Raw genomic sequence first — 22976 nt, forward strand, 5'->3', positions numbered from 1 at the left:
TCTAGACAGTGGACGCCACCTTACCGGCGACCATGGCCCCCTAGGAACGACCAACCGGGGATGCCCCTTTTGGGAGGCATCCCCGGTTGGATGTTCAGGCCATCGAGTCGTCTCAGACGAGCTCGGTGACGGTGCCGCCGGCGGCGGCGATCTTCTCCTTGGCGGAGCCGGAGACGGCGTCGACCGTCACCTGCAGCGCCACGGAGACCTCGCCCTGGCCCAGGACCTTGACGAGCTGGTTCTTGCGCACCGCGCCCTTGGCGACCAGGTCGGCCACCGTGACCTCGCCACCCTGCGGGTAGAGCGCGGCCAGCTTGTCCAGGTTCACGACCTGGTACTCGGTGCGGAAGGGGTTCTTGAAGCCCTTCAGCTTCGGGAGACGCATGTGGAGGGGCATCTGGCCACCCTCGAAGCGCTCCGGAACCTGGTAGCGGGCCTTCGTGCCCTTCGTACCACGACCGGCCGTCTTACCCTTCGACGCCTCACCACGACCCACACGGGTCTTGGCGGTCTTGGCGCCCGGGGCGGGACGGAGGTTGTGGACCTTCAGCGGGTTGTTCTCCGCCATGTCAGTCGACCTCCTCGACCGTCACGAGGTGGCGGACGGTGTGCACCATTCCGCGGAACTCGGGGCGGTCCTCCTTGACGACCACGTCGTTCAGGCGCTTGAGCCCGAGCGAACGCAGCGTGTCGCGGTGGTTCTGCTTGCTGCCGATGTACGACTTCGTCTGCGTGATCTTGAGGCGAGCCATTACGCACCCGCCCCAGCACGCGCACGGAGCAGAGCCGCGGGGGCGACGTCCTCGAGGGGCAGACCGCGGCGGGCCGCGATCTCCTCGGGACGCTGCAGGCCCTTCAGGGCCTCCACGGTCGCGTGCACGATGTTGATCGCGTTGTCGGAGCCGAGCGACTTCGACAGGATGTCGTGAACGCCGGCGCACTCGAGCACGGCACGCACCGGGCCACCGGCGATCACACCGGTACCGGGGGAAGCCGGCTTGAGCAGGACGACGCCCGCGGCCTTCTCACCCTGGATCGGGTGCGGGATGGTGCCCTGGATACGGGGGACCTTGAAGAAGTGCTTCTTGGCCTCCTCCACACCCTTGGCGATGGCGGCCGGCACCTCCTTGGCCTTGCCGTAGCCGACACCCACGGTGCCGTCACCGTCGCCCACCACGACCAGCGCGGTGAAGCTGAAACGACGACCACCCTTGACAACCTTGGCGACGCGGTTGATCGCGACTACGCGCTCAACGTACGCGGTCTTCTCGGCGGCGGCAGCGCCACCGTCGCGGCCCTTCCGGTCCCGCCGCTCGCCGCCACCGGCACCGCTTCCGCGGCGCTGGGGTCCAGCCATTGGAATACCTCTCTCTGTTACGTCCGTTAGTCCCGGAACCGGGGCTTAGAACTTCAGCCCGGCTTCGCGGGCGGCGTCAGCCAGAGCGGCAATGCGCCCGGCGTACCTGTTGCCACCACGGTCGAACACGACGGCCTCGACGCCGGCGGCCTTGGCGCGCTCGGCGACCAGGGCGCCGACCTGCTTGGCCTGCGCGGACTTGTCGCCCTCGCCACCGCGGATCGAAGCGTCCAGGTGGGACGCCGACGCCAGGGTGTGGCCCTTCAGGTCGTCGATGACCTGCGCGGTGATACCGCGGTTGGAACGCGTCACGACGAGGCGCGGACGCTCCGCCGTACCCGACACGTTCTTACGGATGCGCAGGTGACGGCGCGCCTTGGCAGCGCGCTTGTAAGCGTCGCCCTTGGCGATCTTCACACCGTATGCCATGGCTTACTTACCAGCCTTTCCGACCTTGCGGCGGATGACCTCGCCCGCGTACTTCACGCCCTTGGCCTTGTACGGGTCGGGCTTGCGAAGCTTGCGGATGTTCGCGGCGACCTCGCCGACCTTCTGCTTGTCGATGCCCTCGACCGAGAACTTGGTCGGCGACTCGACCTTGAAGGAGATCCCCTCGGGGGCCTCCACCAGGATCGGGTGGCTGTAACCGAGCTGGAACTCCAGGTTGGAGCCCTTCGCGGCCACGCGGTAACCGACACCGCTGATCTCGAGCGCCTTCGTGTACCCCTGGGTCACACCGGTGATCATGTTGGCCACCAGCGTGCGGGACAGGCCGTGCAGGGCCTTGTTCTGACGCTCGTCGTTGGGGCGGGTGACGTTCAGAACGCCGTCCTCACCCTTGACGATCTCGATCGGCGCGGCGACGGTGTGGGTCAGGGTGCCCTTGGAACCCTTGACCGTGACCGTGCGGCCCTCGATGGTGACGTCCACGCCGGCGGGAACCGTGATGGGGAGCTTGCCGATACGCGACATTGGCTTTTCCTCCGTTCCCGACTACCAGACGTAGGCGAGGACTTCCCCACCCACGCCCTTCTTCTGAGCCTGCTGGCCGGTCAGGAGACCGTGGGACGTGGAGATGATCGCCACGCCCAGGCCGCCGAGGACCTTCGGCAGGTTGGTGGACTTCGCGTAAACCCGGAGGCCCGGCTTCGAGATCCGCTTGATGCCCGCGATGGAGCGCTCACGGTTCGGACCGAACTTGAGGTCGAGCACGAGGTTCTTGCCGACCTCGGCGTCCTCGACCTTCCAGCCCGTGATGAAGCCCTCCTGCTGGAGGATTTCCGCGATGTGAGACTTGATCTTGCTGTGCGGCATCGTCACGGAGTCGTGGTACGCCGAGTTCGCGTTACGCAGACGCGTGAGCATGTCTGCGATCGGATCAGTCATGGTCATGAATTGGCCTTCGGCCTCTCTCGCCGGGGTTTCCTGGTGCACCATCCCTCTCCCCGATCCGAGACGGGGCGGGTGCGGTGCGGTGGACCTACGGCGTAGTAAGTCGTACGGGCGGCGGACGCCCAACCCCACAAGCCTAAGCCATGCGGGGATGGGCCTCCGCCAACCCTCTGCTTACCGAGAGACTCCTGTGGTTCCCTAACGCCCTACGGGCGAGGGGGAATTACCAGGAGCTCTTGGTCACGCCCGGCAGCTCGCCACGGTGAGCCATCTCACGAAGGCACACGCGGCAGAGGCCGAACTTGCGGTACACGGAGTGGGGGCGACCGCAGCGCTGGCAGCGGGTGTACGCACGCACACCGAACTTGGGCTTGCGGGCAGCCTTCGCGATGAGAGCCTTCTTCGCCATCTCGCTTACGCCTCCTTGAACGGGAAGCCGAGGTGACGCAGAAGGGCACGGCCCTCGTCGTCGTTGGTCGCCGTGGTGACCACGGTGATGTCCATACCCCGGACGCGGTCGATCTTGTCCTGGTCGATCTCGTGGAACATGACCTGCTCCGTGAGACCGAAGGTGTAGTTGCCACGGCCGTCGAACTGCTTCGGGGACAGGCCGCGGAAGTCGCGGATGCGCGGCAGCGCGAGCGACAGGGTGCGGTCCAGGAACTCCCACATGCGGTCGCCACGGAGCGTGACGTGGGCACCGATCGGCTGACCCTCGCGCAGCTTGAACTGCGCGATGGACTTGCGGGCCTTGGTGACGGCCGGCTTCTGACCGGTGATCGTGGTGAGGTCGCGGATCGCGCCCTCGATCAGCTTCGAGTCACGGGCGGCGTCGCCGACACCCATGTTGACCACGATCTTCACGAGGCCGGGGATCTGCATGACGTTCTCGTACTTGAACTCGTCACGCAGCTTGCCCGCGATCTCCTCGCGGTACTTCGTCTTGAGACGCGGAGTGGTGGTAGCCATCAGATGTCCTCACCCGTCCGCTTGGCAACGCGGATCTTGTTGCCCTCGTCGTCGAAGCGGTAACCGACACGCGTGACGACCTTCTTGCCGTCCTTCTCCACGACCAGCTGGACGTTGGAGACGTGGACCGGGGCCTCGGTGGTCACGATGCCGCCGGCCTGGTTCGGGCCGGCCTTGGTGTGCTTCTTGACCCGGTTGACACCCTCGACGAGGACGCGGGACTCGGCGGGGAAGGCCGCGATGACCTTGCCCTGCTTGCCCTTGTCCTTGCCGGTGATGACCTGGACCAGGTCGCCCTTCTTGATCTTCATGCTTACAGCACCTCCGGCGCGAGCGAGATGATCTTCATGAACTTCTTCTCGCGCAGCTCACGGCCCACGGGGCCGAAGATACGGGTGCCGCGAGGGTCGCCGTCGTTCTTCAGAATGACGGCGGCGTTCTCGTCGAAGCGGATGTACGAGCCGTCCTGGCGGCGGCGCTCCTTGACGGTGCGAACGATGACCGCCTTGACGACGTCACCCTTCTTCACGTTGCCACCGGGGATCGCGTCCTTGACGGTGGCGACGATGACGTCACCGATGCCCGCGTAGCGGCGACCCGAGCCACCGAGCACACGGATGCAAAGGATTTCCTTCGCACCAGTGTTGTCGGCGACGCGAAGTCGCGACTCCTGCTGGATCACGTCTATCTCCTGATTGTCTGCCGGTTCCCGGCGGGGGCCTCATGCGCATGAGGCCCCGCGCCGAGCCTGGCGGAACTGTTCCTAGGGGGTCCCCCTAGGAGGGATTACTTGGCCTTCTCGAGGATCTCGACGACGCGCCAGTGCTTCGTGGCGGACAGCTTCCGGGTCTCCATGAGGAGGACGCGGTCGCCGACGCCGGCCTGGTTCTGCTCGTCGTGAGCCTTGAGCTTGTTCGTACGGCGGATGACCTTGCCGTACAGCGCGTGCTTGACGCGGTCCTCGACAGCGACGACGACGGTCTTGTCCATCTTGTCGCTGACGACGAGGCCCTCACGGACCTTGCGGGCGTTGCGCTCGGTCTTCTCAGTCACGTTGTTCTCGCTCATCAGGCGTTCTCCACCGTCTCGATGCCCAGCTCGCGCTCACGCATCAGGGTGTAGATCCGGGCGATGTCCTTACGGACGGACTTGAGCCGACCGTGGTTCTCGAGCTGCCCGGTCGCCGCCTGGAAGCGGAGGTTGAACAGCTCTTCCTTGGCCTCGCGGAGCTTGGCGACAAGCTCCTCGTTGCCCAGCTCGCGCAGCTCGGACGCCTTGGTACCGGCCGACATCACAGCTCACCTGCCTCGCGCTTAACGATCTTGCACTTCATCGGCAGCTTGTGAGCCGCTCGAGTCAGGGCCTCACGCGCGATCTTCTCGTTCGGGTAGGACAGCTCGAACATCACCCGACCGGGCTTGACGTTCGCGATCCACCACTCCGGAGAACCCTTACCGGAACCCATGCGGGTCTCGGCAGGCTTCTTCGTGAGCGGGCGGTCCGGGTAGATGTTGATCCAGACCTTGCCGCCACGCTTGATGTGGCGGGTCATCGCGATACGCGCGGCCTCGATCTGGCGGTTGGTCACGTAGGCCGGGGTGAGGGCCTGAATGCCGTACTCGCCGAACGCAACCTGCGTGCCACCCTTGGACATACCGTTGCGCTTCGGGTGGTGCTGCTTGCGGTGCTTGACCCTACGGGGGATCAGCATTTCGGTCAGGCCTCCGTTCCGGTGCTCTCAGCCGGAGCGGCGGCGGCGGCCTCGGCCTTGGGGGCCTCGGCAGCAGCAGCCTGCTGCGGCTTGCGACCGCGACCGCCACGCTCGCCACCGCGGCCACCACGGCCGGCCGGGCGGTCAGCACCGCCACGGGCCGGACGGTTGCCGGCGCGGGCAGCGGCGTTCTCGGCGCGGACCTCGGCGATGTTCTTGACGTCGCCCTTGTAGATCCAGACCTTCACGCCGATGCGGCCGAAGGTCGTCTTGGCCTCGAAGAAGCCGTACTCGACGTTCGCGCGGAGCGTGTGCAGCGGCACACGGCCCTCGCGGTAGAACTCCGAGCGGGACATCTCGGCGCCGCCGAGACGGCCACCACACTGGATCTTGATGCCCTTGGCGCCGGCCTTCATGGCGGACTGCATGCTCTTGCGCATGGCCCGACGGAAGGAGACGCGGGAGGACAGCTGCTCGGCGACGGCCTGGGCCACCAGCTGAGCGTCGACCTCGGGGTTCTTGACCTCGAGGATGTTCAGCTGGACCTGCTTGCCGGTCAGCTTCTCGAGCTGGCCACGGATCTTGTCGGCCTCGGCGCCACGGCGACCGATGACAATGCCCGGGCGAGCGGTGTGGATGTCCACGCGGACACGGTCACGGGTGCGCTCGATCTCCACCTTCGAGATGCCGGCGCGCTCCATGCCGGACGTCAGCATCCGACGGATGGCGACGTCTTCCTTGACGTAGTCCTTGTACAGCTTGTCGGCGTACCAACGCGACTTGAAGTCGGTGGTGATGCCGAGCCGGAACCCGTGCGGGTTTACCTTCTGGCCCATTACCGGGTTCCTTCCTTGCTGCTGACGACCACGGTGATGTGGCTGGTCCGCTTGCGGATCCGGTAGGCACGGCCCTGAGCACGCGGACGGAACCGCTTCAGGGTCGGGCCCTCGTCGACGTACGCCTCGCTGATGTACAGCGAAGAGGCGTCCGTGTGGTCGTAGTTGTGCGCGGCGTTGGCGATGGCGCTGTCGAGCACCTTGCCGACCGGCACGGAGGCGGCCTGCGGGGCGAATCGCAGGACGGCCTGGGCCTCCGTGGCGTCCATGCCACGGATGAGGTCCACCACGCGGCGGGCCTTCATGGGCGTGACGCGGATGTACCGCGCCTGGGCCCTGGCTTCCATGGTTGTCCTTCCAGTTACTTACGTGTCTGTTGCGATCCGCGCCTTAGCGGCGCTTCGACTTCCGGTCTTCCTTGACGTGACCCCGGAAGGTGCGCGTCGGCGAGAACTCGCCGAGCTTGTGGCCGACCATCGACTCGGTGACGAACACCGGGACGTGGGTCTTGCCGTTGTGCACCGCGATCGTGTGGCCCAGCATGGCCGGGACGATCATCGAGCGACGGGACCAGGTCTTGATGACGTTCTTGGTGCCGGCTTCGTTCTGGGCGTCCACCTTCTTGATGAGGTGGTCGTCGACGAAGGGCCCCTTCTTGAGACTGCGCGGCATCTAAACCCGCTCCTAGCGCTTCTTGTTCGTCTTGCGGCGGCGGACGATGTACTTGTTCGACGCCTTCTTGGGCGAACGAGTACGGCCTTCCTTCTGGCCCCACGGGGACACCGGGTGGCGACCACCGGAGGTCTTGCCCTCACCACCACCGTGCGGGTGGTCAACCGGGTTCATCGCCACACCGCGAACGGTCGGGCGGACGCCCAGCCAGCGCTTGCGGCCGGCCTTGCCCCAGTTGATGTTCGACTGCTCGGCGTTGCCGACCTCACCGATGGTGGCGCGGCAGCGGGCGTCGACCAGGCGGATCTCGCCCGACGGCATGCGGAGGTGGGCCATCGAGCCCTCCTTCGCGAGCAGCTGCACGGAGGCACCTGCGGAGCGGGCGAACTTGGCGCCACCGCCGGGACGGAGCTCGATCGCGTGGATCGTGGTACCGACCGGGATGTTGCGGAGGGCCAGGTTGTTGCCGGGCTTGATGTCGGCCGTGGGGCCGTTCTCCACCCGGTCACCCTGCGCGAGACCACGCGGGGCGATGATGTAGCGCTTCTCGCCGTCCGCGTAGTGGAGCAGCGCGATGCGCGCGGTGCGGTTGGGGTCGTACTCGATGTGAGCGACCTTGGCCGGCACGCCGTCCTTGTCGTGACGACGGAAGTCGATCACGCGGTAGGCACGCTTGTGGCCACCGCCCTGGTGGCGGACGGTCACACGACCGGTGTTGTTACGGCCGCCCTTGCTGTGCAGGGGGCGGACCAGCGACTTCTCCGGCGTGGACCGCGTGATCTCGACGAAGTCGGCGACGGAGGAGCCACGGCGGCCCGGCGTCGTCGGCTTGTACTTGCGGATACCCATTTCTCAGTCCTCGTCCGATATCGGACGACTCGACCGCCGTCAGGCGGTCGGGCCGCCGAAGATGTCGATTCGGTTGCCCTCGGCGAGGGTCACGATGGCGCGCTTGGTGTTGGCACGCTTGCCGAAACCGGTGCGGGTGCGCTTGCGCTTGCCCTGGCGGTTGATCGTGTTGACCCCGGTGACCTTGACCGAGAAGACCGCCTCGACGGCCTGCTTGATCTGGGTCTTGTTGGCGCCGGGCGCGACGATGAACGTGTACTTGTTCTCGTCAAGCAGCGCGTAGCTCTTCTCGGAGACAACCGGCTTGACGAGGACGTCGCGCGGGTCCGTGAAGGTCTTGCTGGTGATCGTGGCCTCGGACATCAGGCCTCGCTCCCTTCGGTCTCATCGGCCTTGGGGCCAGACACGAAGGACTCGAGGGCGGCCTGGGTGAAGACCACGTCGTCGGATCGCATCACGTCGTACGTGTTCAGCTGGCCCGGCTCCAGGATGTGCACCTGGGGCAGGTTGCGGGCGGACAGCCACGCGGCCTCGTCGGAGCGCTCGGCGACCAGGAGCAGGTTCTTGCGCTCCGAGATCTTGCCGAACAGCGTCTTGGCGGCCTTGGTGGAGATGCCACCCTCGACCACGCCGGTGACGACGTGGATGCGGGAGTGGTTCGCCCGGTCGGAGAGGGCACCGCGGAGGGCGGCGGCCTTCATCTTCTTGGGGGTCCGCTGCGAGTAGTCACGCGGCACGGGACCGTGCACGACGCCACCACCGGCGAACTGCGGGGCGCGGGTCGAACCCTGACGGGCGCGGCCGGTGCCCTTCTGGCGGTACGGCTTGCGGCCACCACCGCGGACCTCGCCACGCGACTTGACCTTGTGCGTGCCCTGACGGGCGGCGGCCAGCTGCGCGACGACGACCTGGTGGATCAGCGGGATGCTGACCTTGGCCTCGAAGATCTCGGCCGGGAGCTCGACGGTCCCGGTCTTGTCGCCGGAGGGCGACAGAATGTCAATGGTGCTCATATCCTCAGGCCCCCTTGGCCGCGGTGCGGACCAGGACGAGGCCGCCGTTCGGACCAGGAACCGCGCCCTTGATCAGGAGCAGGCCCTTCTCCGCGTCAACGGCGTGAACGGTCAGGTTCTGGGTGGTCACGCGCTCGTTGCCCATACGGCCGGCCATGCGCATGCCCTTGAAGACGCGGCCCGGGGTGGCGCAGCCACCGATCGAACCGGGCTTGCGGTGCACGCGGTGGGCACCGTGCGACGCCTTGCCACCACGGAAGTTGTGGCGCTTCATGGCGCCGGCGAAGCCCTTGCCCTTGCTCTTGCCGGTGACGTCGACCTTCACGCCGGCCTCGAAGACCTCGGCGGTGATCTCCTGGCCGAGGGTGTACTCGGAGGCGTCAGCGGTGCGGAGCTCCACCAGGTGGCGGCGCGGGGTGACATCGGCCTTGGCGAAGTGGCCCTTGAGGGGCTTGTTCACCTTGCGCGGGTCGATCTCGCCGAAGGCGATCTGGACCGACTCGTAGCCGTCGGTGTCGTTCGTACGCACCTGGGTCACGACATTCGGGCCGGCCTTGACGACGGTCACCGGGACGACCCGGTTGTTCTCGTCCCAGACCTGCGTCATGCCGAGCTTCTCGCCCAGGATGCCCTTGATGTTCTTAGCCATCTCGCGCGTCACCTCAGAGCTTGATCTCGATGTCGACGCCCGCCGGCAGGTCGAGACGCATGAGCGAGTCGACGGTCTTCGGCGTGGGGTCGAGGATGTCGATGAGGCGCTTGTGCGTGCGCATCTCGAAGTGCTCGCGCGAGTCCTTGTACTTGTGCGGCGACTTGATGACGCAGTACACGTTCTTCTCAGTGGGCAGCGGCACCGGGCCCGCGACCGACGCACCAGTGCGCGTCACCGTCTCGACGATCTTCTTCGCCGAGGAGTCGATGACCTCGTGGTCGTAGGCCTTGAGCCGGATGCGGATCTTCTGTCCCGCCATGGCTACTCAGTAGTCCTGTCTCTCGTAACGCTCTGGAACCCGGGGGTTCTCCTGACTCCTCCTCCGACCCACGCGGTCGGGCGTGTCGCACTCCCTCTACGAAGAAGTCCCGAAGGATTTCCCAACCAAGGGGGTGCGGGCCCACAAACCCGCGAAGCCGGGGGCGGAACACCCACCGGGTGCCTGGTCGGCACCCCGCTGACACTTCCCGGAAGATTCCCGTACGTCCGCCCCTGAGAAGGGACGACGAGTACTGTGGGACTCGCTTCCGGTCCTCCCGGCGGGAGGCGCGCAGCATCGGCACTCAACCGAGCAACCCCGACAGTCTGCCATACGGGACCTACCGGCCGCCAATCGGGGCCGAAGACTGTACCCCACGTCACGCGGAGGTACACACGGGGGCGCGCCGAGTGAGCGGACGCGCCCCCTCGGCGGGCTCAGATCCGCGAGACCGGGGAGCACTCCACCGGCAGCTCGTCCAGCTCGCGTTCCAGCGCGTACGGGTCGACACCACGCCCGGGCGTAGTGCCCTGCCCGCCGAACCAGGGGTGGACGACGCCGTCGAAGGCTCCGCAGTCGTGGTTGAAGACGACATAGCGGAACTCGACCGGGGTCAGTGAGCCCGGCTCGGTGTCGTACACCTCGAAGGTCGCGTCACGGCGCACGATCGCCCGGGTGACCCGGTCCCGGCCCGGCACGGCGTCCGCCACGGGATAGACGAAGGCGTAGACGGCCCTGATCCGGACGACGCCGGGTTCGTCACCGGCTTCGTAGGTCATCCTTCCCCGGGTCTTCACGGTGCCGACGAGGCGGGACTCGGCCGGATCGAAACGGGTGAAGAGCCACAGCGGGTTTCGCCGCTCGGCATCGGGCCGGTCGAGCCACGACAACGCATCCGCCCGGTTGGCCGCGTCGAGCAGGTGCGGCGCGAGGAGGGACGGCTCGCCCCGGAGCATCGCGGGGTCCAGGTTGGCGGCCACCAGGAAGTCCTTGACCCGGTTCAGCGCGACGGCGACCTCGTTCCCCGACATCCCGGCCACCGCGCGGGCCTCGGGCAGCTCGATGCCGGCGGCGCCGTCCGCCCACGCGGCGGCGGGCGAGCCCCGGAAGGGTTCCGCGACCGTGGGGTGGCCGGCGGCCGGGGGCGGCGCGGCCGTCCCCGTGGCCCACCAGGCCGCGAGCCCACCGAGCAGGGCGAGGGCGAGCACGCCGCTCAGCAGGGCCGCGCGCCGGCCGCTGCGCCGGCCGCCGTCAGACACGGGTCACCGTTCCGCACTCCTGGGGGAGCTCGTCGAGGTCCTTGCTGCGGTCGTACGGGTCGACGGCGGGGCCGGACGGCTCCGGCGCCGCCGGACCGGCGTACCCGTCCTCGGCGAACGTGGGGTGGAAGTAGCCGTCCTCGGGGCGGTTGCAGTCGTCGTTGCCGATGTTGGAGTCCCACGCGCTCACCCCGAGCTTGCCCGGCGTGGCCACGAAACTGGCGGGGTCGGCCATGGAGAAGGTGATCTGCCGGCGCACGACCGTGCGGGACACCGACGCGGCGCCCGGCCCGGCCTTCGTGACCGGGTAGACGAAGGTGTAGTCGGTGTGGATCAGTACCAGGCCCGCGTCCTTGCCCTTGCCGTTCTCGACGCTCATCCGGCCGCGCACCTTGACGACCGTGCCGACGGGCCGGGCCTCGGCCGGGGAGAAGCGGCTGAAGAGCACCGTCGGGTCGTCCCGCTCCGAGGGCTTGGCGAGGGCCTTCTCCATGCCCGACACGAGGTCCGACTGCTTCGGGTCGAGCAGGCCGAGCGCCTTCTCCGGCTTGCCACCACCCAGCACCGCAGGGTCCAGGTTCGACGCCACCAGGAAGGCGCGCGTGGTCGCGAGGGCCTTCGCGACCTCGGTCTTCGACATCCAGCCGGTCGCCTTCGCCGCCGGGAGTTCGATGCCCGCCGCGCCGTCGGCCCAGCGCAGGGCCGGGGAGCCCCGGAAGGGCTCCTTCAGGGTCGGGCGGTGGGGGTCGGCCTCCTCGGGCGGGGCCGTGGGGCGCACCGTCTCGGCGGCGAGCGGGGTGGTGTCCTCGGGGAGGTCCGTCCAGCCGGACGGCAGGGCGGCGGCCACGTTCTCCGGGAGGTACCCGGTCACCAGCTGGGGCCGTACGGCGACCAGCGCGAGCGCGGCGGCCAGGGTGACGCCGACGACGGCCCTCACCCGGCGCCGACGGTCCGCGCGGCCGTTCATCTCCTGCCAGGCCGGTCCGGTGCGCCAGCCCGCCGGCTCCTGGCTCTTCGGCGCCTTCGGCCGCTTCGGCTCCTTCGGCCGCTTCGGCGGCTTGGCCTTCCGCAGGGCCTTCTCCTGCGCCTCGGTGCCGAGGCCCTGCTCCCGCGCGGCCTCGACGAACGCGGCCCATTCCGCGTCGGAGACCGACGGCTCGCCCGACGGCTGGTCCGACCGCTGGTCCGACGGCTTGTCTTCCATGTGTCCCACCCCTGTGCTGCACGTTGCGATCCGGACGTTCTCACGCCGCCGGACGGACGGAACAGGCCGGTCAGCGCTCTTGATCAGTTCGTGACCGAACGGATCCGGGCAGACGCCCGGCATGCGCACCAGCGACGAGATCTACCACCGGGTGCTCTGGGACCCGCGCCTCGACGCCGAGCGCTTCGTGATGGGCGTCGCCGAGCGCGGCACGGACCGGCCGGCCCGGATCGCCCTGACCGACTTCGTGCCCGGCGGGGACATCCCCTGGCACCGCGTCCTGTTCTTCGAGGCCGACGGCGAGGTCGTCTGGGACCGCTCGACCGGGACCGACCGGCTCGGCGACTCCCCGGCGGGCCGGGCCCACGCCGACGTCCTGGCCGTCCCGCCCACCCACCGGACCGCCCTCGCATGGCTGCCGCCGGCCGGCCTGTGGGAGCCGGTCCAGAGCATCCGCCGGGTCCACGACCGGCAGATCGGGCGCTGGCCGCCGCACGTGAACGTCGTCTACGGATTCGTGCCCGAGGCCGACTTCCCGCGGGCGATCCCGCTCGTCGCGGCCGCCCTGCGGACCGTCCCGCCGTTCCGCGCCCGGCTCCGGGGAGTGCGCTGGTTCCGGCACCGCACGGACGCCACCGTCTGGCTCGACCCGGCGGCGGCCGGCCCCGAACCGTGGCAGCGGATGCGCGAAGCCCTGGAGGAGCGGTTCCCGCTGTGCGGCGACGACCGCGGCTTCACCCCGCACCTCTCGCTCGGCCGCAGCCGCGAGCCCGCCGTCCTGGCCGCCGCGTGCGAGGAGCTGCTCGGCACGATGAGCGTCCGGGTCGACGAGCTGGTGCTGCTCTCCCGGCGCGGCCACGAGCCCATGCGGGTGAGGGCGACGGTGCCGCTCGGCGGCACCCGCGTACACCGCTGAACCCCGGTCACCGAAAATCCGTCTAGCCAGACGCACACGCGTACACGACACGCACACCAGCTGCACAGACGCACGGGGGACCGACGAGCGGTGGACAACAGAAGAGTGGCGCGGCGCACCGTGCTCGCCGGAGCCGCCGCCGTCGCCGCGGCCGTCGCCGGCTGCTCCGTACCCGCACCGCCGAGCAGCGCGGCCACCGCCGACCCGGCACCGGGCCGTCCCCTGGCGCACAGCGCCGGCCGGGCGCTGCTCATGCAGTTCGCCGCGCACCCGGACGACGACCTGTACTTCATGAACCCCGACACCCAGCGGCTGCTCGACGCCGGGGTTCCGCTCGTCTCCGTGTACGTCACCGCCGGCGAGCACACCGGCACGAACTGGATCAAGGGCATGCCGGAGACCCCGCCCGACAAGGCCGCGTACTCCTCCGCCCGCCACCAGGGGCTGCGCCAGTCGTACGCGGACGCGCTCGGCGCGGAGAAGTTCACGCCCTGGCGGAAGCGGGTCGTCCCCCTCGCCGGCGGACGGCAGTGCGAGGTGAACACCCTCGTCCACGGCGGGCGCCGGGTCGAGCTGGTCTTCCTCAACCTCCCGATGCACACCACCCGCCGGTACATGGCGCTGCCCGCCCTGTGGGAGGACCGGGCCCTCGAACTGCGCACCCATCTGTCCGCCGGCTCCCCCGTCCCCCGGGCCGACACCTACGACCACGGGCAGCTGATCGAGGTCCTGGCCGGGCTGCTCGCCCGCTACCGGCCCACCGTCGTGCACACCCTCGACCCCGACCCGGACATCCAGATCAGCGACGAGCCCACCCGCAAGCGGGACAGCGAGCAGCCCGGCTACTCCGACCACGGCGACCACACCGCCGTCGCCTGCTTCACCTGGGCCGCGCTGCTGCGCTGGGTCGCCGACGCCACCGCCGGCGGAGCGCCGGTGCCGTCGTTCACCACCATCGCCTTCCGCGGCTACTACAACCGGCACTGGCCGAAGAACCTCCCGCCGCGGGTCCTCGAGGAGAAGGCCGCCCACCTCGTCCCGTACGGCGGCGACCCGGCCTGGGACTGCGGCAACCCCGCCGGCTGCGGCGACTACGGCGTCGGCGGTGACCGTCCGCTCACCAACAAGAAGGGCTGGGTGCGCTCCACCCACTACCGGTGGCCCGCCGCCGGTCCGGCCGTCGCCGAGGAGCCGGGCGGGCGGCTCGCCGCGTACGGCGTCCTCGGGCTGCGCGCGGTCCGCTGGCGCGAGGTCTCCCCCGGCTCCGGCCGCTTCGGCGAGCCGGAGGACCTGGGCGGCGGCCCGCTGGCGCCGGCGCTCGCCTCGACGACGCTCGGCGACGGCCGGGTGCTGCTGTTCGGGGTGCGCTTCGCCGCCCTGTCCGGCCGCGGCGGCCCGAACCGGCGCGAGGTCGTCCTCCTGGAGCAGCGCTCGCCCGGCGGCCCCTTCCTCGCCTGGCGGGGCCTCGGCGGTCCCGAGCGCGGCGACGACCGGGGGCGGCGGATCGGCGCGCCGGTGGCCGTCACCGCCCCCGACGGCCGGGTCCACCTCTTCGTACGGAACGCGGACAAGGGCGTGTCGACGCGCGTGCGGGCGGCCGACGGCACGTGGGGCGCGTGGCGGGCGCTGCCCGGCGACGGCTCGGGGGACGAGGTCCAGGACGGTCTGACGGCGCTGGTCGACGCCTCGGGCCGGGTGCACGTCCTGGCGGCGGGCCGTACCGCCGTACGCCACTGGGCCGACGGCTCCCCCGCCGAGCCGCTCCCCCTGGCCGGCGACCCGGTGGCGGCGGTCCCGGCCGCCGGCCCGGCGGGCGTCCAGGTCTTCTCCCGCGCCCCCGCCGACGCCCGTCTCCGCGCCGCCCCGGGCGAGGCCCCCGCCTTCGACGGCTACGGCCTGCTCACCGCCGCCCCGGGCCCGGCGGGCCCCGTCCTCCTCGGCCGCGACGAACGCCACCGGGTGCAGCTGCACCGGGGCGGCCGGCTGTCCGTCCGTACGCGAGGGGTCGTCCCGGCGGGCGATCCGGTGCTGCACCGGGGGACCGTGGTGGTGGGAATGGGGGCGGACGCGCGGCCGTGGGTGTGGCGGCCGTGAGCCTGCCGGGGGAATGCGAAGGGCCCGCCTCCCCGGAAGGGAGACGGGCCCGGACTCGGCCTGGGATCGCGCCGCGTGCTTACGCCCGCTTGACGAAGTAGCCGGTGATGTCGGCGAGCAGGTCGACGGAGCCGAATTTGTTGTAGAAGTTCACCTTGCCGTCGGCGCTGACCGGCACGACGACCAGGTTCGGGATGGTGAGTCCCTTGGTGAAGTTCAGGTTCGACACGGTCGGAACGGTCGGTCCGGCCGGGTAGACGGACACGTAGCCACCCGAGGTCGGGTTGGCGACCGTCACGTTGAGCACGACCGCGGTCGCGCCGGCCGGGACGCCGCCCGTACCCGCGACGTTCAGCGTCACGACGCTGTCCGCGGTGACGGGGCCCTGGCGCACGCCGAGGCCGGAGCGGGTGTCCATCAACCGCTTGGGACCGATGTTGATGTGGTACGCGCCGGCGGGGTCGGCCGAGAAGAAGCCGGTGACGTCGGCGAGCAGGTCCACGGATCCGAACGCGTTGTAGAAGGTGACCTTGCCGCCCTCACCGATGGGGACGATCGCCAGGTTCGGGATCGTCTGACCGGCGGAGAAGTTCAGGTTCGACACGCCGGGGCGGGTGCCCCCGCTCGGGTAGGCGGCGACCCAGCCGCCCGAGGTCGGCGCGGTCGCCGTCACGTTCATGATCACGGCGGTGGCGTCGGCCGGGATGCCGTTGGCGCCGGCGACCTGGAGCTCGACCGTACCGGCCGGACCGACCTTGCCCTGCGCCACGCCGGTGCCGTTGCGGGTGTCCATGATCCGCTGCGGCTCGACGCTGGTGTGGGTGGAACCGCTGGTGTCCTTGGCGTAGTAACCGGTGACGTCGGCCAGCAGGTCGACGGAGCCGAACGCGTTGTAGAAGCGGACCTTGCCGTCGATCACCGGGACGGTCACCAGGTTCGGGATCGTCTTGCCGGCGGTGAAGTTGAGGCTCGACGCGGTGGGACGGTTCGTCCCGTTCGGGTAGACGGTGACGTAGCCGCCCGAGGTCGGCGCGGTCGCCGTCACGTTCAGCACGACGGCACCGACGCCGGTCGTCGGGATCCCGGCCTTGCCGGTGACCTGGAGCACGACCTCCCCACCGGGTCCGACCTTGGCCTTGGTCACGCCGAGACCGGTACGGGTGTCCATCAGCCGCGCCGGGGCGACCGGCTTGAAGGTCTTCGGCCCGGGGACGGTCACGGTGACGGCCGGGGAGGTGGTCACCTTGCCGGAGGTGTGCGTGGCGCGCACCTTGACGGTGTGGTCGCCGTAGCCGCCGACGTTGACCGAGGCGGTCCGCATGTGGCCCCAGCTCCAGGTGGCGACCTGGTCGTCGACGAGCACCTCGAACTTGTGGATGAAGGTGTTCGACGTGGTCGTGCCCCAGTTCACGGTGACCGGACCGGTCGTCTCGTAGCCGGTGCCGGCCGGGGTGGCGCCGCCGGTGAGGTTGCTGATGGCGAGGTTGGCGACGGTGCCGGTGGCGTACGACCGGATGGTCGGCAGCTGGGGGTAGAGCATGGTGCCGGGGCAGGCGGTGTTGAAGCCGTCACGGTGCCCGGAGACGGCGTTGAACGTGTACGACTGGCCGGTCGTGTAGCTGATGCCCGTCCCGCTCGTCTGCGTCGCACCGGCGACCAGCGTGGTCTTGCCCGCGGGGTCCACCCCGTACTGGCCGAGCTTGTACGCGATCACCTTCGAGGCCGACGCGAGTGCGGCGTTCGACGCCGACTGCTCCATGTAGTTGCCGATGATCGCGACGCCGGTCGACTCCGAGTTGAAGCCGTAGGTGTGCGCGCCCAGGACCGGCTGGTCGATGCCGCCCTCGCGGCCCTCGAAGATCGTGCCGCACTTGTCGACGAGGAAGTTGTAGCCGATGTCCCGCCACGGCGGGTTCTGGCCCTTGACGTGGTAGACGAGGATGCTGCGGACGATGGCCGCCGATTCCGAGCACTGGTAGTCGGCGCTCGTCGTGTGATGCACGAAGGCGGCCTTGATCTTGCCGCCGGGCAGGTAGACGGGCTCCTCCGGAGTGGCCACGGCCGTGTCCGCGCCCCACTCCTCACGCGTGACGATGTTCGGCCGGGGAGCGGTCGACGGCGGGCCGGGCGTCGTCGGCGGCTCCTCGGCGACGAAGGCGGCGGGTTCGGCGTCGAATTCGCCGTTCTCCTTCGCGGCCGCACCGGCACCGTTCGGGTCCACCATGACCAGCTGGAGGCCGTCGGGCAGAGTGCCCGCGGCGGCGCCGTCGCTGACGCGCACCTCGGCGCCGTCGGAGGCGCCCACCCAGATCGGCTCCGTGGCACCACCCGCACCGGGCCGCTTGCCGTCCATGCCGACCGGGTACGGCTCGAGATCGACCCACTCGGACCATTCACCGGTCTCGACGCTGCGGGTCCGGGCCTCGATCGTGCCTTTGATCTTCGCGTTCGCTTCCGTCCAGGTCACGCCGAGCAGGCCGAAGGGCTCCGTGTCCCGCTTGGACAGGACCGCTTCGCCCTTGCCCTTGTCGGTCAGGGCCAGCTTGTGCAGCTCGGTCTTGCCCGACGGGGTCTCGCCGGCCTCGACGCTGTACGGGCTGGGCTTGTCGCCCTGCCCCTTGTCGTCCTCGGTCCCGAAGACCGCCCCGTTCGCCGCGGCCTGGAAGGCCAGTACGGTCACGCCCGCGAGGGCGGCACCTATCGCCGTACGACGTACCCGCGTACCCGTTTTACGACGTGCTCGACGTCCCGATCTCAAGTTGTCTCCACCCCTAATGGTCATGACACAACTGACCGGCGCACTCTACGGGACGTCAGGTTTGCTTCTGCCACCGGGGGGTAAAGCAGAGGACCCCGCACCGCCGAAGCGGTGCGGGGTCCTCATGGGAGCTCTGTCGAGCTACCAGGTCAAACCACCGAAGTTCGGGAGAACTTACTTGGTGATCTTGACGACCTGGCCGGCGCCGACGGTCCGGCCACCCTCACGGATGGCGAACTTGAGGCCCTCCTCCATGGCGACCGGCTGGATCAGCTGGACGGACATGGAGGTGTTGTCGCCCGGCATGACCATCTCGGTGCCCTCGGGGAGGGTCACGACGCCGGTCACGTCCGTGGTACGGAAGTAGAACTGCGGGCGGTAGTTGTTGAAGAACGGGGTGTGACGGCCACCCTCGTCCTTCGACAGGATGTAGGCCTGGGCCTCGAACTCGGTGTGCGGCGTGACCGAACCGGGCTTGATGATGACCTGGCCGCGCTCGACGTCCTCACGCTTGATGCCACGGAGGAGCAGACCGACGTTCTCACCGGCCTGGCCCTCGTCGAGCAGCTTGCGGAACATCTCGATGCCGGTGACCGTGGTGGTGGTCTTCTCCGGCTTGATGCCGATGATGTCGACGGTCTCGTTGACCTTGAGGACACCACGCTCGATACGACCGGTGACGACGGTGCCACGACCGGTGATCGTGAAGACGTCCTCGATCGGCATCAGGAACGGCTTGTCGACGTCACGCTCGGGCTGCGGGATGTGCTCGTCCACGGCCTTCATGAGGCCGAGGAGCTTCTCGCCCCACTCCTTGTCGCCCTCGAGCGCCTTGAGCGCCGAGACGCGGACGACCGGCAGGTCGTCGCCCGGGAACTCGTACTCGGTGAGGAGCTCACGGACCTCGAGCTCGACGAGCTCGAGGATCTCCTCGTCGTCCACCATGTCGGCCTTGTTCAGGGCGACGACGATGTACGGAACGCCGACCTGGCGGGCCAGGAGCACGTGCTCCTTGGTCTGCGGCATCGGGCCGTCGGTGGCGGCGACCACGAGGATGGCGCCGTCCATCTGCGCCGCACCCGTGATCATGTTCTTGATGTAGTCCGCGTGACCCGGGCAGTCGACGTGGGCGTAGTGACGCGACTCGGTCTGGTACTCGACGTGCGCGATGGAGATGGTGATACCGCGCTGGCGCTCCTCGGGAGCCTTGTCGATCTGGTCGAAGGCCGAGGCCTCGTTCAGGTCCGGGTACGCGTCGTGCAGCACCTTGGTAATGGCGGCCGTGAGGGTCGTCTTACCGTGGTCGATGTGACCGATGGTGCCGATGTTGACGTGCGGCTTAGTCCGCTCGAACTTCGCCTTCGCCACTGGGGTCCTCCTGGAGTGGTTCTGAACGCCTTGCTTCATCGGCGCCAGGTGATCTTTGCTGGGATGCCAGGCGCCGGGGCCCGATCCCTCGGGTTTCGGGGGGCTGAGCCCCGGCGACTGGTGTCAAGCCTAAAGCGTGAACTCGGGAGAGTTACTCGCCCTTGGCCTTCGCGATGATCTCCTCGGCGACGTTCCGCGGAACCTCGGCGTAGGAGTCGAACTGCATCGAGTAGCTTGCGCGACCCGAGGTCTTGCTGCGGAGGTCGCCGACGTAGCCGAACATCTCCGAAAGGGGCACGAGGCCCTTCACGATGCGGGCACCGTGACGCTCCTCCATGGCCTGGATCTGGCCACGGCGGGAGTTGATGTCGCCGATGACCTCACCCATGTAGTCCTCGGGCGTGGTGACCTCGACGGCCATCATCGGCTCGAGCAGCACGGGCGAAGCCTTGCGCGCGGCCTCCTTGAAGGCCTGCGAGCCGGCGATCTTGAAGGCGAGCTCGGAGGAGTCGACCTCGTGGTACGCACCGTCGTGCAGGATCACGCGAACGCCGGTCATCTCGTAGCCGGCGAGGATGCCGAACTGCATGGCCTCCTGCGCACCCGCGTCGACCGAAGGGATGTACTCCTTCGGGATGCGGCCACCGGTGACCTTGTTCACGAACTCGTACGAGGACTCGCCGCCCTCGATCGGCTCGATGCCGATCTGGACCTTGGCGAACTGACCCGTACCACCGGTCTGCTTCTTGTGCGTGTAGTCCACGCGCTCGACGGCCTTGCGGATCGTCTCACGGTAGGCCACCTGCGGCTTGCCGACGTTGGCCTCGACCTTGAACTCACGGCGCATGCGGTCGACCAGCACCTCGAGGTGCAGCTCGCCCATACCGCCGATGATGGTCTGGCCGGTCTCCTCGTCCGAGTGGACCTGGAAGGAGGGGTCCTCCTCCGCGAGACGCTGGATGGCGACACCCAGCTTCTCCTGGTCGCCCTTGGACTTGGGCTCGATGGCGACCTGGATGACCGGGGCCGGGAAGTCCATGGACTCCAGGATGACCGGGGCCTTGTCGTCACAGAGCGTCTCACCGGTGGTGGTCTGCTTGAGACCCATCACGGCGATGATGTCGCCGGCGCCCACCGAGTCGATCTCCTCACGCTTGTTCGCGTGCATGCGGTAGATCTTGCCGATGCGCTCCTTCTTGCCCTTCACGGAGTTCAGGACAGAAGAGCCGGAGTCCAGGCGACCGGAGTACACGCGGACGAAGGTGAGCTTGCCGAGGTGCGGGTCGCTCATGATCTTGAACGCGAGGGCCGACAGCGGCTCGTCGTCGGACGGCTTGCGCTTGACGACCTCCTCCGGGTCGTTCACGGCGTGGCCCTCGATGGCCTCGACGTCGAGCGGGGAGGGGAGGTAGCGCACGACCGCGTCGAGCAGGGGCTGAACACCCTTGTTCTTGAACGCGGTACCGCAGAACACCGGGGTGACCGTGGTGTCCTTGGACTTGCCGGAGGCGATCGTGATGCGGCGGACGGCCGCGTACAGCTGCTCCTCGGTGGGCTCTTCGCCCTCGAGGTAGAGCTCCATGATCGCTTCGTCGTTCTCGGCGACGGCCTCGATCAGCTTGCCGCGGTACTCCTCGGCGAGCTCGGTGTGCGAGGCCGGGATGTCGACGACGTCGTACATCTCGCCCTTGGTGGCCTCGGCGGACCAGACCAGCGCCTTCATGCGAACGAGGTCGACGACGCCCTGGAAGTCGGCCTCGGCACCGATCGGGAGCTGCATGACGATCGGCTGAGCGCCCAGACGGTCCTCGATCATGCCGACGCAGCGGAAGAACTCCGCGCCGGTGCGGTCGAGCTTGTTGACGAAGCAGATGCGCGGAACGCCGTAGCGGTCCGCCTGACGCCACACGGTCTCGGACTGGGGCTCGACGCCGGCCACGCCGTCGAACACGGTCACGGCACCGTCGAGCACGCGCAGGGAACGCTCCACCTCGACGGTGAAGTCGACGTGGCCCGGCGTGTCGATGATGTTGATCGTGTGGTCGACGTCCTCGAGCGGCCAGTGGCAGGTGGTGGCAGCAGAGGTGATCGTGATGCCACGCTCCTGCTCCTGCTCCATCCAGTCCATCGTGGCGGCGCCGTCGTGGACCTCACCGATCTTGTACGAAACGCCGGTGTAGAACAGGATCCGCTCGGTGGTGGTCGTCTTGCCCGCGTCGATGTGGGCCATGATGCCGATGTTGCGCACCTTGGCCAGGTCAAGCGAAGTGGTAGCCATAAGGCTTCAGTCTTCTCTCGGTCTCGATGTGGGTTGCGACTACCAGCGGTAGTGCGCGAAGGCCTTGTTGGACTCGGCCATCTTGTGCGTGTCCTCACGCTTCTTGACCGAAGCACCGAGGCCGTTCGAGGCGTCCAGGAGCTCGTTCATGAGGCGCTCGGTCATGGTCTTCTCGCGACGGGCGCGGGAGTAGCCGACCAGCCAGCGCAGCGCGAGGGTGGAGGCGCGACCGGGCTTGACCTCGATCGGCACCTGGTAGGTGGCGCCACCGACACGACGGGACTTGACCTCGAGGGACGGCTTGACGTTCTCGAGGGCGCGCTTCAGCGTGATGACCGGGTCCTGGCCGGTCTTCTCGCGAAGACCCTCCATGGCGCCGTACACGATGCGCTCGGCGGTGGAACGCTTGCCGTCCAGCAGGATCTTGTTGATCAGCGAGGTGACAAGAGGAGAGCTGTAGACCGGGTCGATGATGACCGGGCGCTTCGGGGCGGGGCCCTTACGAGGCATTCTTACTTCTCCTTCTTGGCGCCGTAGCGGCTGCGAGCCTGCTTACGGTTCTTGACGCCCTGCGTGTCGAGGGAACCGCGGATGATCTTGTAACGAACACCCGGCAGGTCCTTCACACGGCCACCGCGCACGAGCACGATGGAGTGCTCCTGCAGGTTGTGACCCTCACCCGGAATGTAGGCCGTGACCTCGATGCCGGAGGTCAGACGCACACGCGCGACCTTCCGCAGCGCCGAGTTCGGCTTCTTCGGGGTGGTCGTGAACACACGCGTGCAGACGCCGCGGCGCTGAGGGGAACCCTCGAGTGCGGGCGTCTTGTTCTTCTCGACCTTGTCCTGCCGGCCCTTACGGACCAGCTGCTGGATCGTAGGCACTACTTCTCCGGTTTCTGTGTGCCGTCGGTAAAACTAACCTGGAACGTCGCCGACCCACGCGGTCGGGTGTGTCGAATCGCGCGGACCTCCGCCATGGGCGGAGAAGGGCGCGGATTGCGGTGGCCGTTCTCGGATTCAGCGTGCGGTTGAGGACACGCACACGACTCCGGGCACACCCCAGGCACAAGGCATGAGCGTACCTATCGCATGGACTCCGGTCAAAACAAATGCCCACGCGCAGGGCGCCCGGCGACGTGGGAGAACGCGGGGCGGCGGCGCCACGGCGGCCCGGGTGGCGACGGCGGGGCGGCGGAGTGGCGGAGTGGCGGCGGCGGGGCGACGGTGCGAAGCCGCGGGCGGGCGGGCCGGGGCGGGCCGGGTGGCGGCGGGGCGGCGGCGCGGGGGGGGGCTCCGGGGGGGCCCGGGGGGCGCCGGGGAGCCGTGG

The 22976-nt window shown here is 68.8% G+C and carries 30 protein-coding genes; 2 read left to right on the forward strand and 28 right to left on the reverse strand.

Annotation, left to right across the window (positions count from 1 at the left end; genetic code table 11):
- Window positions 1–112: 112 nt before the first annotated feature.
- The 23 genes from rplO to ABTZ91_RS27835 form a co-directional block, all read right to left on the reverse strand.
- Entirely contained in the window at window positions 113–568 is a 456-nt protein-coding gene (gene rplO, locus ABTZ91_RS27725) for a 50S ribosomal protein L15 (RefSeq protein ID WP_128985125.1), read from the reverse strand.
- Between the two features lies 1 nt (window position 569).
- On the reverse strand, window positions 570–752 hold the full coding sequence (gene rpmD, locus ABTZ91_RS27730) for a 50S ribosomal protein L30 (protein ID WP_005313525.1): 183 nt from the start codon (window positions 750–752) through the stop codon (window positions 570–572).
- A complete protein-coding gene (rpsE, locus tag ABTZ91_RS27735) occupies window positions 752–1357 on the reverse strand; it encodes a 30S ribosomal protein S5 (RefSeq protein ID WP_030201551.1) in 606 nt (201 codons plus the stop codon). Before rpsE ends, rpmD begins: the two co-directional genes overlap by 1 nt.
- Window positions 1358–1402: 45 nt before the next feature.
- A complete protein-coding gene (rplR, locus tag ABTZ91_RS27740) occupies window positions 1403–1786 on the reverse strand; it encodes a 50S ribosomal protein L18 (RefSeq protein WP_282694365.1) in 384 nt (127 codons plus the stop codon).
- A 3-nt stretch (window positions 1787–1789) separates the two neighbouring features.
- Entirely contained in the window at window positions 1790–2329 is a 540-nt protein-coding gene (gene rplF / locus ABTZ91_RS27745; protein ID WP_031076678.1) for a 50S ribosomal protein L6, read from the reverse strand.
- A gap of 21 nt (window positions 2330–2350) precedes the next feature.
- Window positions 2351–2749: a 30S ribosomal protein S8 gene (gene rpsH, locus ABTZ91_RS27750; RefSeq protein WP_041130779.1), complete on the reverse strand. Its 399-nt coding sequence runs from the start codon at window positions 2747–2749 to the stop codon at window positions 2351–2353.
- Between the two features lie 223 nt (window positions 2750–2972).
- On the reverse strand, window positions 2973–3158 hold the full coding sequence (locus ABTZ91_RS27755; RefSeq protein WP_003956452.1) for a type Z 30S ribosomal protein S14: 186 nt from the start codon (window positions 3156–3158) through the stop codon (window positions 2973–2975).
- A gap of 5 nt (window positions 3159–3163) precedes the next feature.
- The gene (gene rplE, locus ABTZ91_RS27760; protein ID WP_265864084.1) at window positions 3164–3721 is read right to left on the reverse strand and encodes a 50S ribosomal protein L5; all 558 of its coding nucleotides are present in this window, start codon (window positions 3719–3721) and stop codon (window positions 3164–3166) included.
- On the reverse strand, window positions 3718–4029 hold the full coding sequence (gene rplX, locus ABTZ91_RS27765; protein WP_128985129.1) for a 50S ribosomal protein L24: 312 nt from the start codon (window positions 4027–4029) through the stop codon (window positions 3718–3720). The genes rplE and rplX overlap by 4 nt, the downstream gene beginning before the upstream one ends.
- A 2-nt stretch (window positions 4030–4031) precedes the next feature.
- A complete protein-coding gene (gene rplN, locus ABTZ91_RS27770) occupies window positions 4032–4400 on the reverse strand; it encodes a 50S ribosomal protein L14 (RefSeq protein WP_003956455.1) in 369 nt (122 codons plus the stop codon).
- A 104-nt stretch (window positions 4401–4504) separates the two neighbouring features.
- A complete protein-coding gene (gene rpsQ / locus ABTZ91_RS27775) occupies window positions 4505–4786 on the reverse strand; it encodes a 30S ribosomal protein S17 (protein WP_345486246.1) in 282 nt (93 codons plus the stop codon).
- Window positions 4786–5010, reverse strand: a complete 225-nt coding sequence (gene rpmC, locus ABTZ91_RS27780) for a 50S ribosomal protein L29 (RefSeq protein ID WP_128985131.1) — start codon at window positions 5008–5010, stop codon at window positions 4786–4788. Before rpmC ends, rpsQ begins: the two co-directional genes overlap by 1 nt.
- The gene (gene rplP, locus ABTZ91_RS27785; protein WP_030494257.1) at window positions 5010–5429 is read right to left on the reverse strand and encodes a 50S ribosomal protein L16; all 420 of its coding nucleotides are present in this window, start codon (window positions 5427–5429) and stop codon (window positions 5010–5012) included. Before rplP ends, rpmC begins: the two co-directional genes overlap by 1 nt.
- Window positions 5430–5434: 5 nt before the next feature.
- Window positions 5435–6265 carry a 30S ribosomal protein S3 gene (rpsC, locus tag ABTZ91_RS27790; RefSeq protein WP_345486247.1) on the reverse strand — a complete coding sequence of 277 codons (831 nt, stop codon included), beginning with the start codon at window positions 6263–6265 and terminating at the stop codon, window positions 5435–5437.
- The gene (gene rplV / locus ABTZ91_RS27795; RefSeq protein WP_030685471.1) at window positions 6265–6612 is read right to left on the reverse strand and encodes a 50S ribosomal protein L22; all 348 of its coding nucleotides are present in this window, start codon (window positions 6610–6612) and stop codon (window positions 6265–6267) included. Before rplV ends, rpsC begins: the two co-directional genes overlap by 1 nt.
- A 43-nt stretch (window positions 6613–6655) precedes the next feature.
- Window positions 6656–6937, reverse strand: coding sequence for a 30S ribosomal protein S19 (rpsS, locus tag ABTZ91_RS27800; protein ID WP_282694361.1), 282 nt, complete (start codon window positions 6935–6937; stop codon window positions 6656–6658).
- A gap of 12 nt (window positions 6938–6949) precedes the next feature.
- Window positions 6950–7786: a 50S ribosomal protein L2 gene (gene rplB, locus ABTZ91_RS27805; protein ID WP_352079964.1), complete on the reverse strand. Its 837-nt coding sequence runs from the start codon at window positions 7784–7786 to the stop codon at window positions 6950–6952.
- 39 nt (window positions 7787–7825) lie between these two features.
- Window positions 7826–8149, reverse strand: a complete 324-nt coding sequence (gene rplW, locus ABTZ91_RS27810) for a 50S ribosomal protein L23 (protein ID WP_265864044.1) — start codon at window positions 8147–8149, stop codon at window positions 7826–7828.
- Window positions 8149–8799 (reverse strand): 50S ribosomal protein L4, encoded by a 651-nt coding sequence (gene rplD, locus ABTZ91_RS27815; RefSeq protein WP_345486248.1) that lies wholly within the window; start codon window positions 8797–8799, stop codon window positions 8149–8151. The genes rplW and rplD overlap by 1 nt, the downstream gene beginning before the upstream one ends.
- Before the next feature lie 4 nt (window positions 8800–8803).
- On the reverse strand, window positions 8804–9448 hold the full coding sequence (gene rplC, locus ABTZ91_RS27820) for a 50S ribosomal protein L3 (protein WP_137993938.1): 645 nt from the start codon (window positions 9446–9448) through the stop codon (window positions 8804–8806).
- A 13-nt stretch (window positions 9449–9461) separates the two neighbouring features.
- A complete protein-coding gene (gene rpsJ / locus ABTZ91_RS27825) occupies window positions 9462–9770 on the reverse strand; it encodes a 30S ribosomal protein S10 (RefSeq protein ID WP_003948644.1) in 309 nt (102 codons plus the stop codon).
- 437 nt (window positions 9771–10207) lie between these two features.
- Window positions 10208–11029: a hypothetical protein gene (locus tag ABTZ91_RS27830; RefSeq protein ID WP_352079965.1), complete on the reverse strand. Its 822-nt coding sequence runs from the start codon at window positions 11027–11029 to the stop codon at window positions 10208–10210.
- The gene (locus tag ABTZ91_RS27835) at window positions 11022–12233 is read right to left on the reverse strand and encodes a hypothetical protein (protein ID WP_352079966.1); all 1212 of its coding nucleotides are present in this window, start codon (window positions 12231–12233) and stop codon (window positions 11022–11024) included. Before ABTZ91_RS27835 ends, ABTZ91_RS27830 begins: the two co-directional genes overlap by 8 nt.
- 121 nt (window positions 12234–12354) lie before the next feature.
- On the opposite strand from ABTZ91_RS27835, the gene ABTZ91_RS27840 reads away from it, so the two are divergent.
- Complete coding sequence (locus ABTZ91_RS27840) at window positions 12355–13149, forward strand: RNA repair domain-containing protein (protein WP_407078037.1); 795 nt, start codon at window positions 12355–12357, stop codon at window positions 13147–13149.
- Window positions 13150–13239: 90 nt separating this feature from the next.
- Entirely contained in the window at window positions 13240–15243 is a 2004-nt protein-coding gene (locus ABTZ91_RS27845) for a PIG-L family deacetylase (protein ID WP_352079967.1), read from the forward strand.
- Between the two features lie 79 nt (window positions 15244–15322).
- Here ABTZ91_RS27845 and ABTZ91_RS27850 read toward each other — a convergent pair whose 3' ends face one another.
- The 5 genes from ABTZ91_RS27850 to rpsL all read right to left on the reverse strand — a co-directional run bounded on the left by ABTZ91_RS27850 (window position 15323) and on the right by rpsL (window position 22531).
- The gene (locus ABTZ91_RS27850; protein ID WP_352079968.1) at window positions 15323–17923 is read right to left on the reverse strand and encodes an N-acetylmuramoyl-L-alanine amidase; all 2601 of its coding nucleotides are present in this window, start codon (window positions 17921–17923) and stop codon (window positions 15323–15325) included.
- A gap of 252 nt (window positions 17924–18175) precedes the next feature.
- Complete coding sequence (gene tuf / locus ABTZ91_RS27855; protein ID WP_352079969.1) at window positions 18176–19369, reverse strand: elongation factor Tu; 1194 nt, start codon at window positions 19367–19369, stop codon at window positions 18176–18178.
- A 151-nt stretch (window positions 19370–19520) separates the two neighbouring features.
- The gene (fusA, locus tag ABTZ91_RS27860) at window positions 19521–21647 is read right to left on the reverse strand and encodes an elongation factor G (RefSeq protein ID WP_352079970.1); all 2127 of its coding nucleotides are present in this window, start codon (window positions 21645–21647) and stop codon (window positions 19521–19523) included.
- Between the two features lie 39 nt (window positions 21648–21686).
- Window positions 21687–22157, reverse strand: coding sequence for a 30S ribosomal protein S7 (rpsG, locus tag ABTZ91_RS27865; protein WP_345486254.1), 471 nt, complete (start codon window positions 22155–22157; stop codon window positions 21687–21689).
- A gap of 2 nt (window positions 22158–22159) precedes the next feature.
- Window positions 22160–22531 (reverse strand): 30S ribosomal protein S12, encoded by a 372-nt coding sequence (rpsL, locus tag ABTZ91_RS27870; RefSeq protein WP_003948652.1) that lies wholly within the window; start codon window positions 22529–22531, stop codon window positions 22160–22162.
- Window positions 22532–22976 lie beyond the last annotated feature (445 nt).

Source organism: Streptomyces sp. NPDC126499, from assembly GCF_040302485.1.
GTDB lineage: Bacteria > Actinomycetota > Actinomycetes > Streptomycetales > Streptomycetaceae > Streptomyces.

What these genes read in the sequence shown, in the direction of transcription:
- rplV (WP_030685471.1), bottom strand. Translation starts at nt 6,612, where the DNA reads ATGGAAGCCAGGGCCCAGGCGCGGTACATCCGCGTCACGCCCATGAAG.
- rpmC (WP_128985131.1), bottom strand. Translation starts at nt 5,010, where the DNA reads ATGTCGGCCGGTACCAAGGCGTCCGAGCTGCGCGAGCTGGGCAACGAG.
- rplW (WP_265864044.1), bottom strand. Translation starts at nt 8,149, where the DNA reads ATGTCCGAGGCCACGATCACCAGCAAGACCTTCACGGACCCGCGCGAC.
- rplP (WP_030494257.1), bottom strand. Translation starts at nt 5,429, where the DNA reads ATGCTGATCCCCCGTAGGGTCAAGCACCGCAAGCAGCACCACCCGAAG.
- ABTZ91_RS27835 (WP_352079966.1), bottom strand. Translation starts at nt 12,233, where the DNA reads ATGGAAGACAAGCCGTCGGACCAGCGGTCGGACCAGCCGTCGGGCGAG.
- rpsH (WP_041130779.1), bottom strand. Translation starts at nt 2,749, where the DNA reads ATGACCATGACTGATCCGATCGCAGACATGCTCACGCGTCTGCGTAAC.
- rpsG (WP_345486254.1), bottom strand. Translation starts at nt 22,157, where the DNA reads ATGCCTCGTAAGGGCCCCGCCCCGAAGCGCCCGGTCATCATCGACCCG.
- ABTZ91_RS27755 (WP_003956452.1), bottom strand. Translation starts at nt 3,158, where the DNA reads ATGGCGAAGAAGGCTCTCATCGCGAAGGCTGCCCGCAAGCCCAAGTTC.
- rplF (WP_031076678.1), bottom strand. Translation starts at nt 2,329, where the DNA reads ATGTCGCGTATCGGCAAGCTCCCCATCACGGTTCCCGCCGGCGTGGAC.
- rpsE (WP_030201551.1), bottom strand. Translation starts at nt 1,357, where the DNA reads ATGGCTGGACCCCAGCGCCGCGGAAGCGGTGCCGGTGGCGGCGAGCGG.
- rplR (WP_282694365.1), bottom strand. Translation starts at nt 1,786, where the DNA reads ATGGCATACGGTGTGAAGATCGCCAAGGGCGACGCTTACAAGCGCGCT.
- rpsJ (WP_003948644.1), bottom strand. Translation starts at nt 9,770, where the DNA reads ATGGCGGGACAGAAGATCCGCATCCGGCTCAAGGCCTACGACCACGAG.
- rplB (WP_352079964.1), bottom strand. Translation starts at nt 7,786, where the DNA reads ATGGGTATCCGCAAGTACAAGCCGACGACGCCGGGCCGCCGTGGCTCC.
- rpsQ (WP_345486246.1), bottom strand. Translation starts at nt 4,786, where the DNA reads ATGAGCGAGAACAACGTGACTGAGAAGACCGAGCGCAACGCCCGCAAG.
- rpsC (WP_345486247.1), bottom strand. Translation starts at nt 6,265, where the DNA reads ATGGGCCAGAAGGTAAACCCGCACGGGTTCCGGCTCGGCATCACCACC.
- ABTZ91_RS27840 (WP_407078037.1), top strand. Translation starts at nt 12,355, where the DNA reads ATGCGCACCAGCGACGAGATCTACCACCGGGTGCTCTGGGACCCGCGC.
- rplD (WP_345486248.1), bottom strand. Translation starts at nt 8,799, where the DNA reads ATGAGCACCATTGACATTCTGTCGCCCTCCGGCGACAAGACCGGGACC.
- rpsS (WP_282694361.1), bottom strand. Translation starts at nt 6,937, where the DNA reads ATGCCGCGCAGTCTCAAGAAGGGGCCCTTCGTCGACGACCACCTCATC.
- rplO (WP_128985125.1), bottom strand. Translation starts at nt 568, where the DNA reads ATGGCGGAGAACAACCCGCTGAAGGTCCACAACCTCCGTCCCGCCCCG.
- rpmD (WP_005313525.1), bottom strand. Translation starts at nt 752, where the DNA reads ATGGCTCGCCTCAAGATCACGCAGACGAAGTCGTACATCGGCAGCAAG.
- fusA (WP_352079970.1), bottom strand. Translation starts at nt 21,647, where the DNA reads ATGGCTACCACTTCGCTTGACCTGGCCAAGGTGCGCAACATCGGCATC.
- rplC (WP_137993938.1), bottom strand. Translation starts at nt 9,448, where the DNA reads ATGGCTAAGAACATCAAGGGCATCCTGGGCGAGAAGCTCGGCATGACG.
- rplX (WP_128985129.1), bottom strand. Translation starts at nt 4,029, where the DNA reads ATGAAGATCAAGAAGGGCGACCTGGTCCAGGTCATCACCGGCAAGGAC.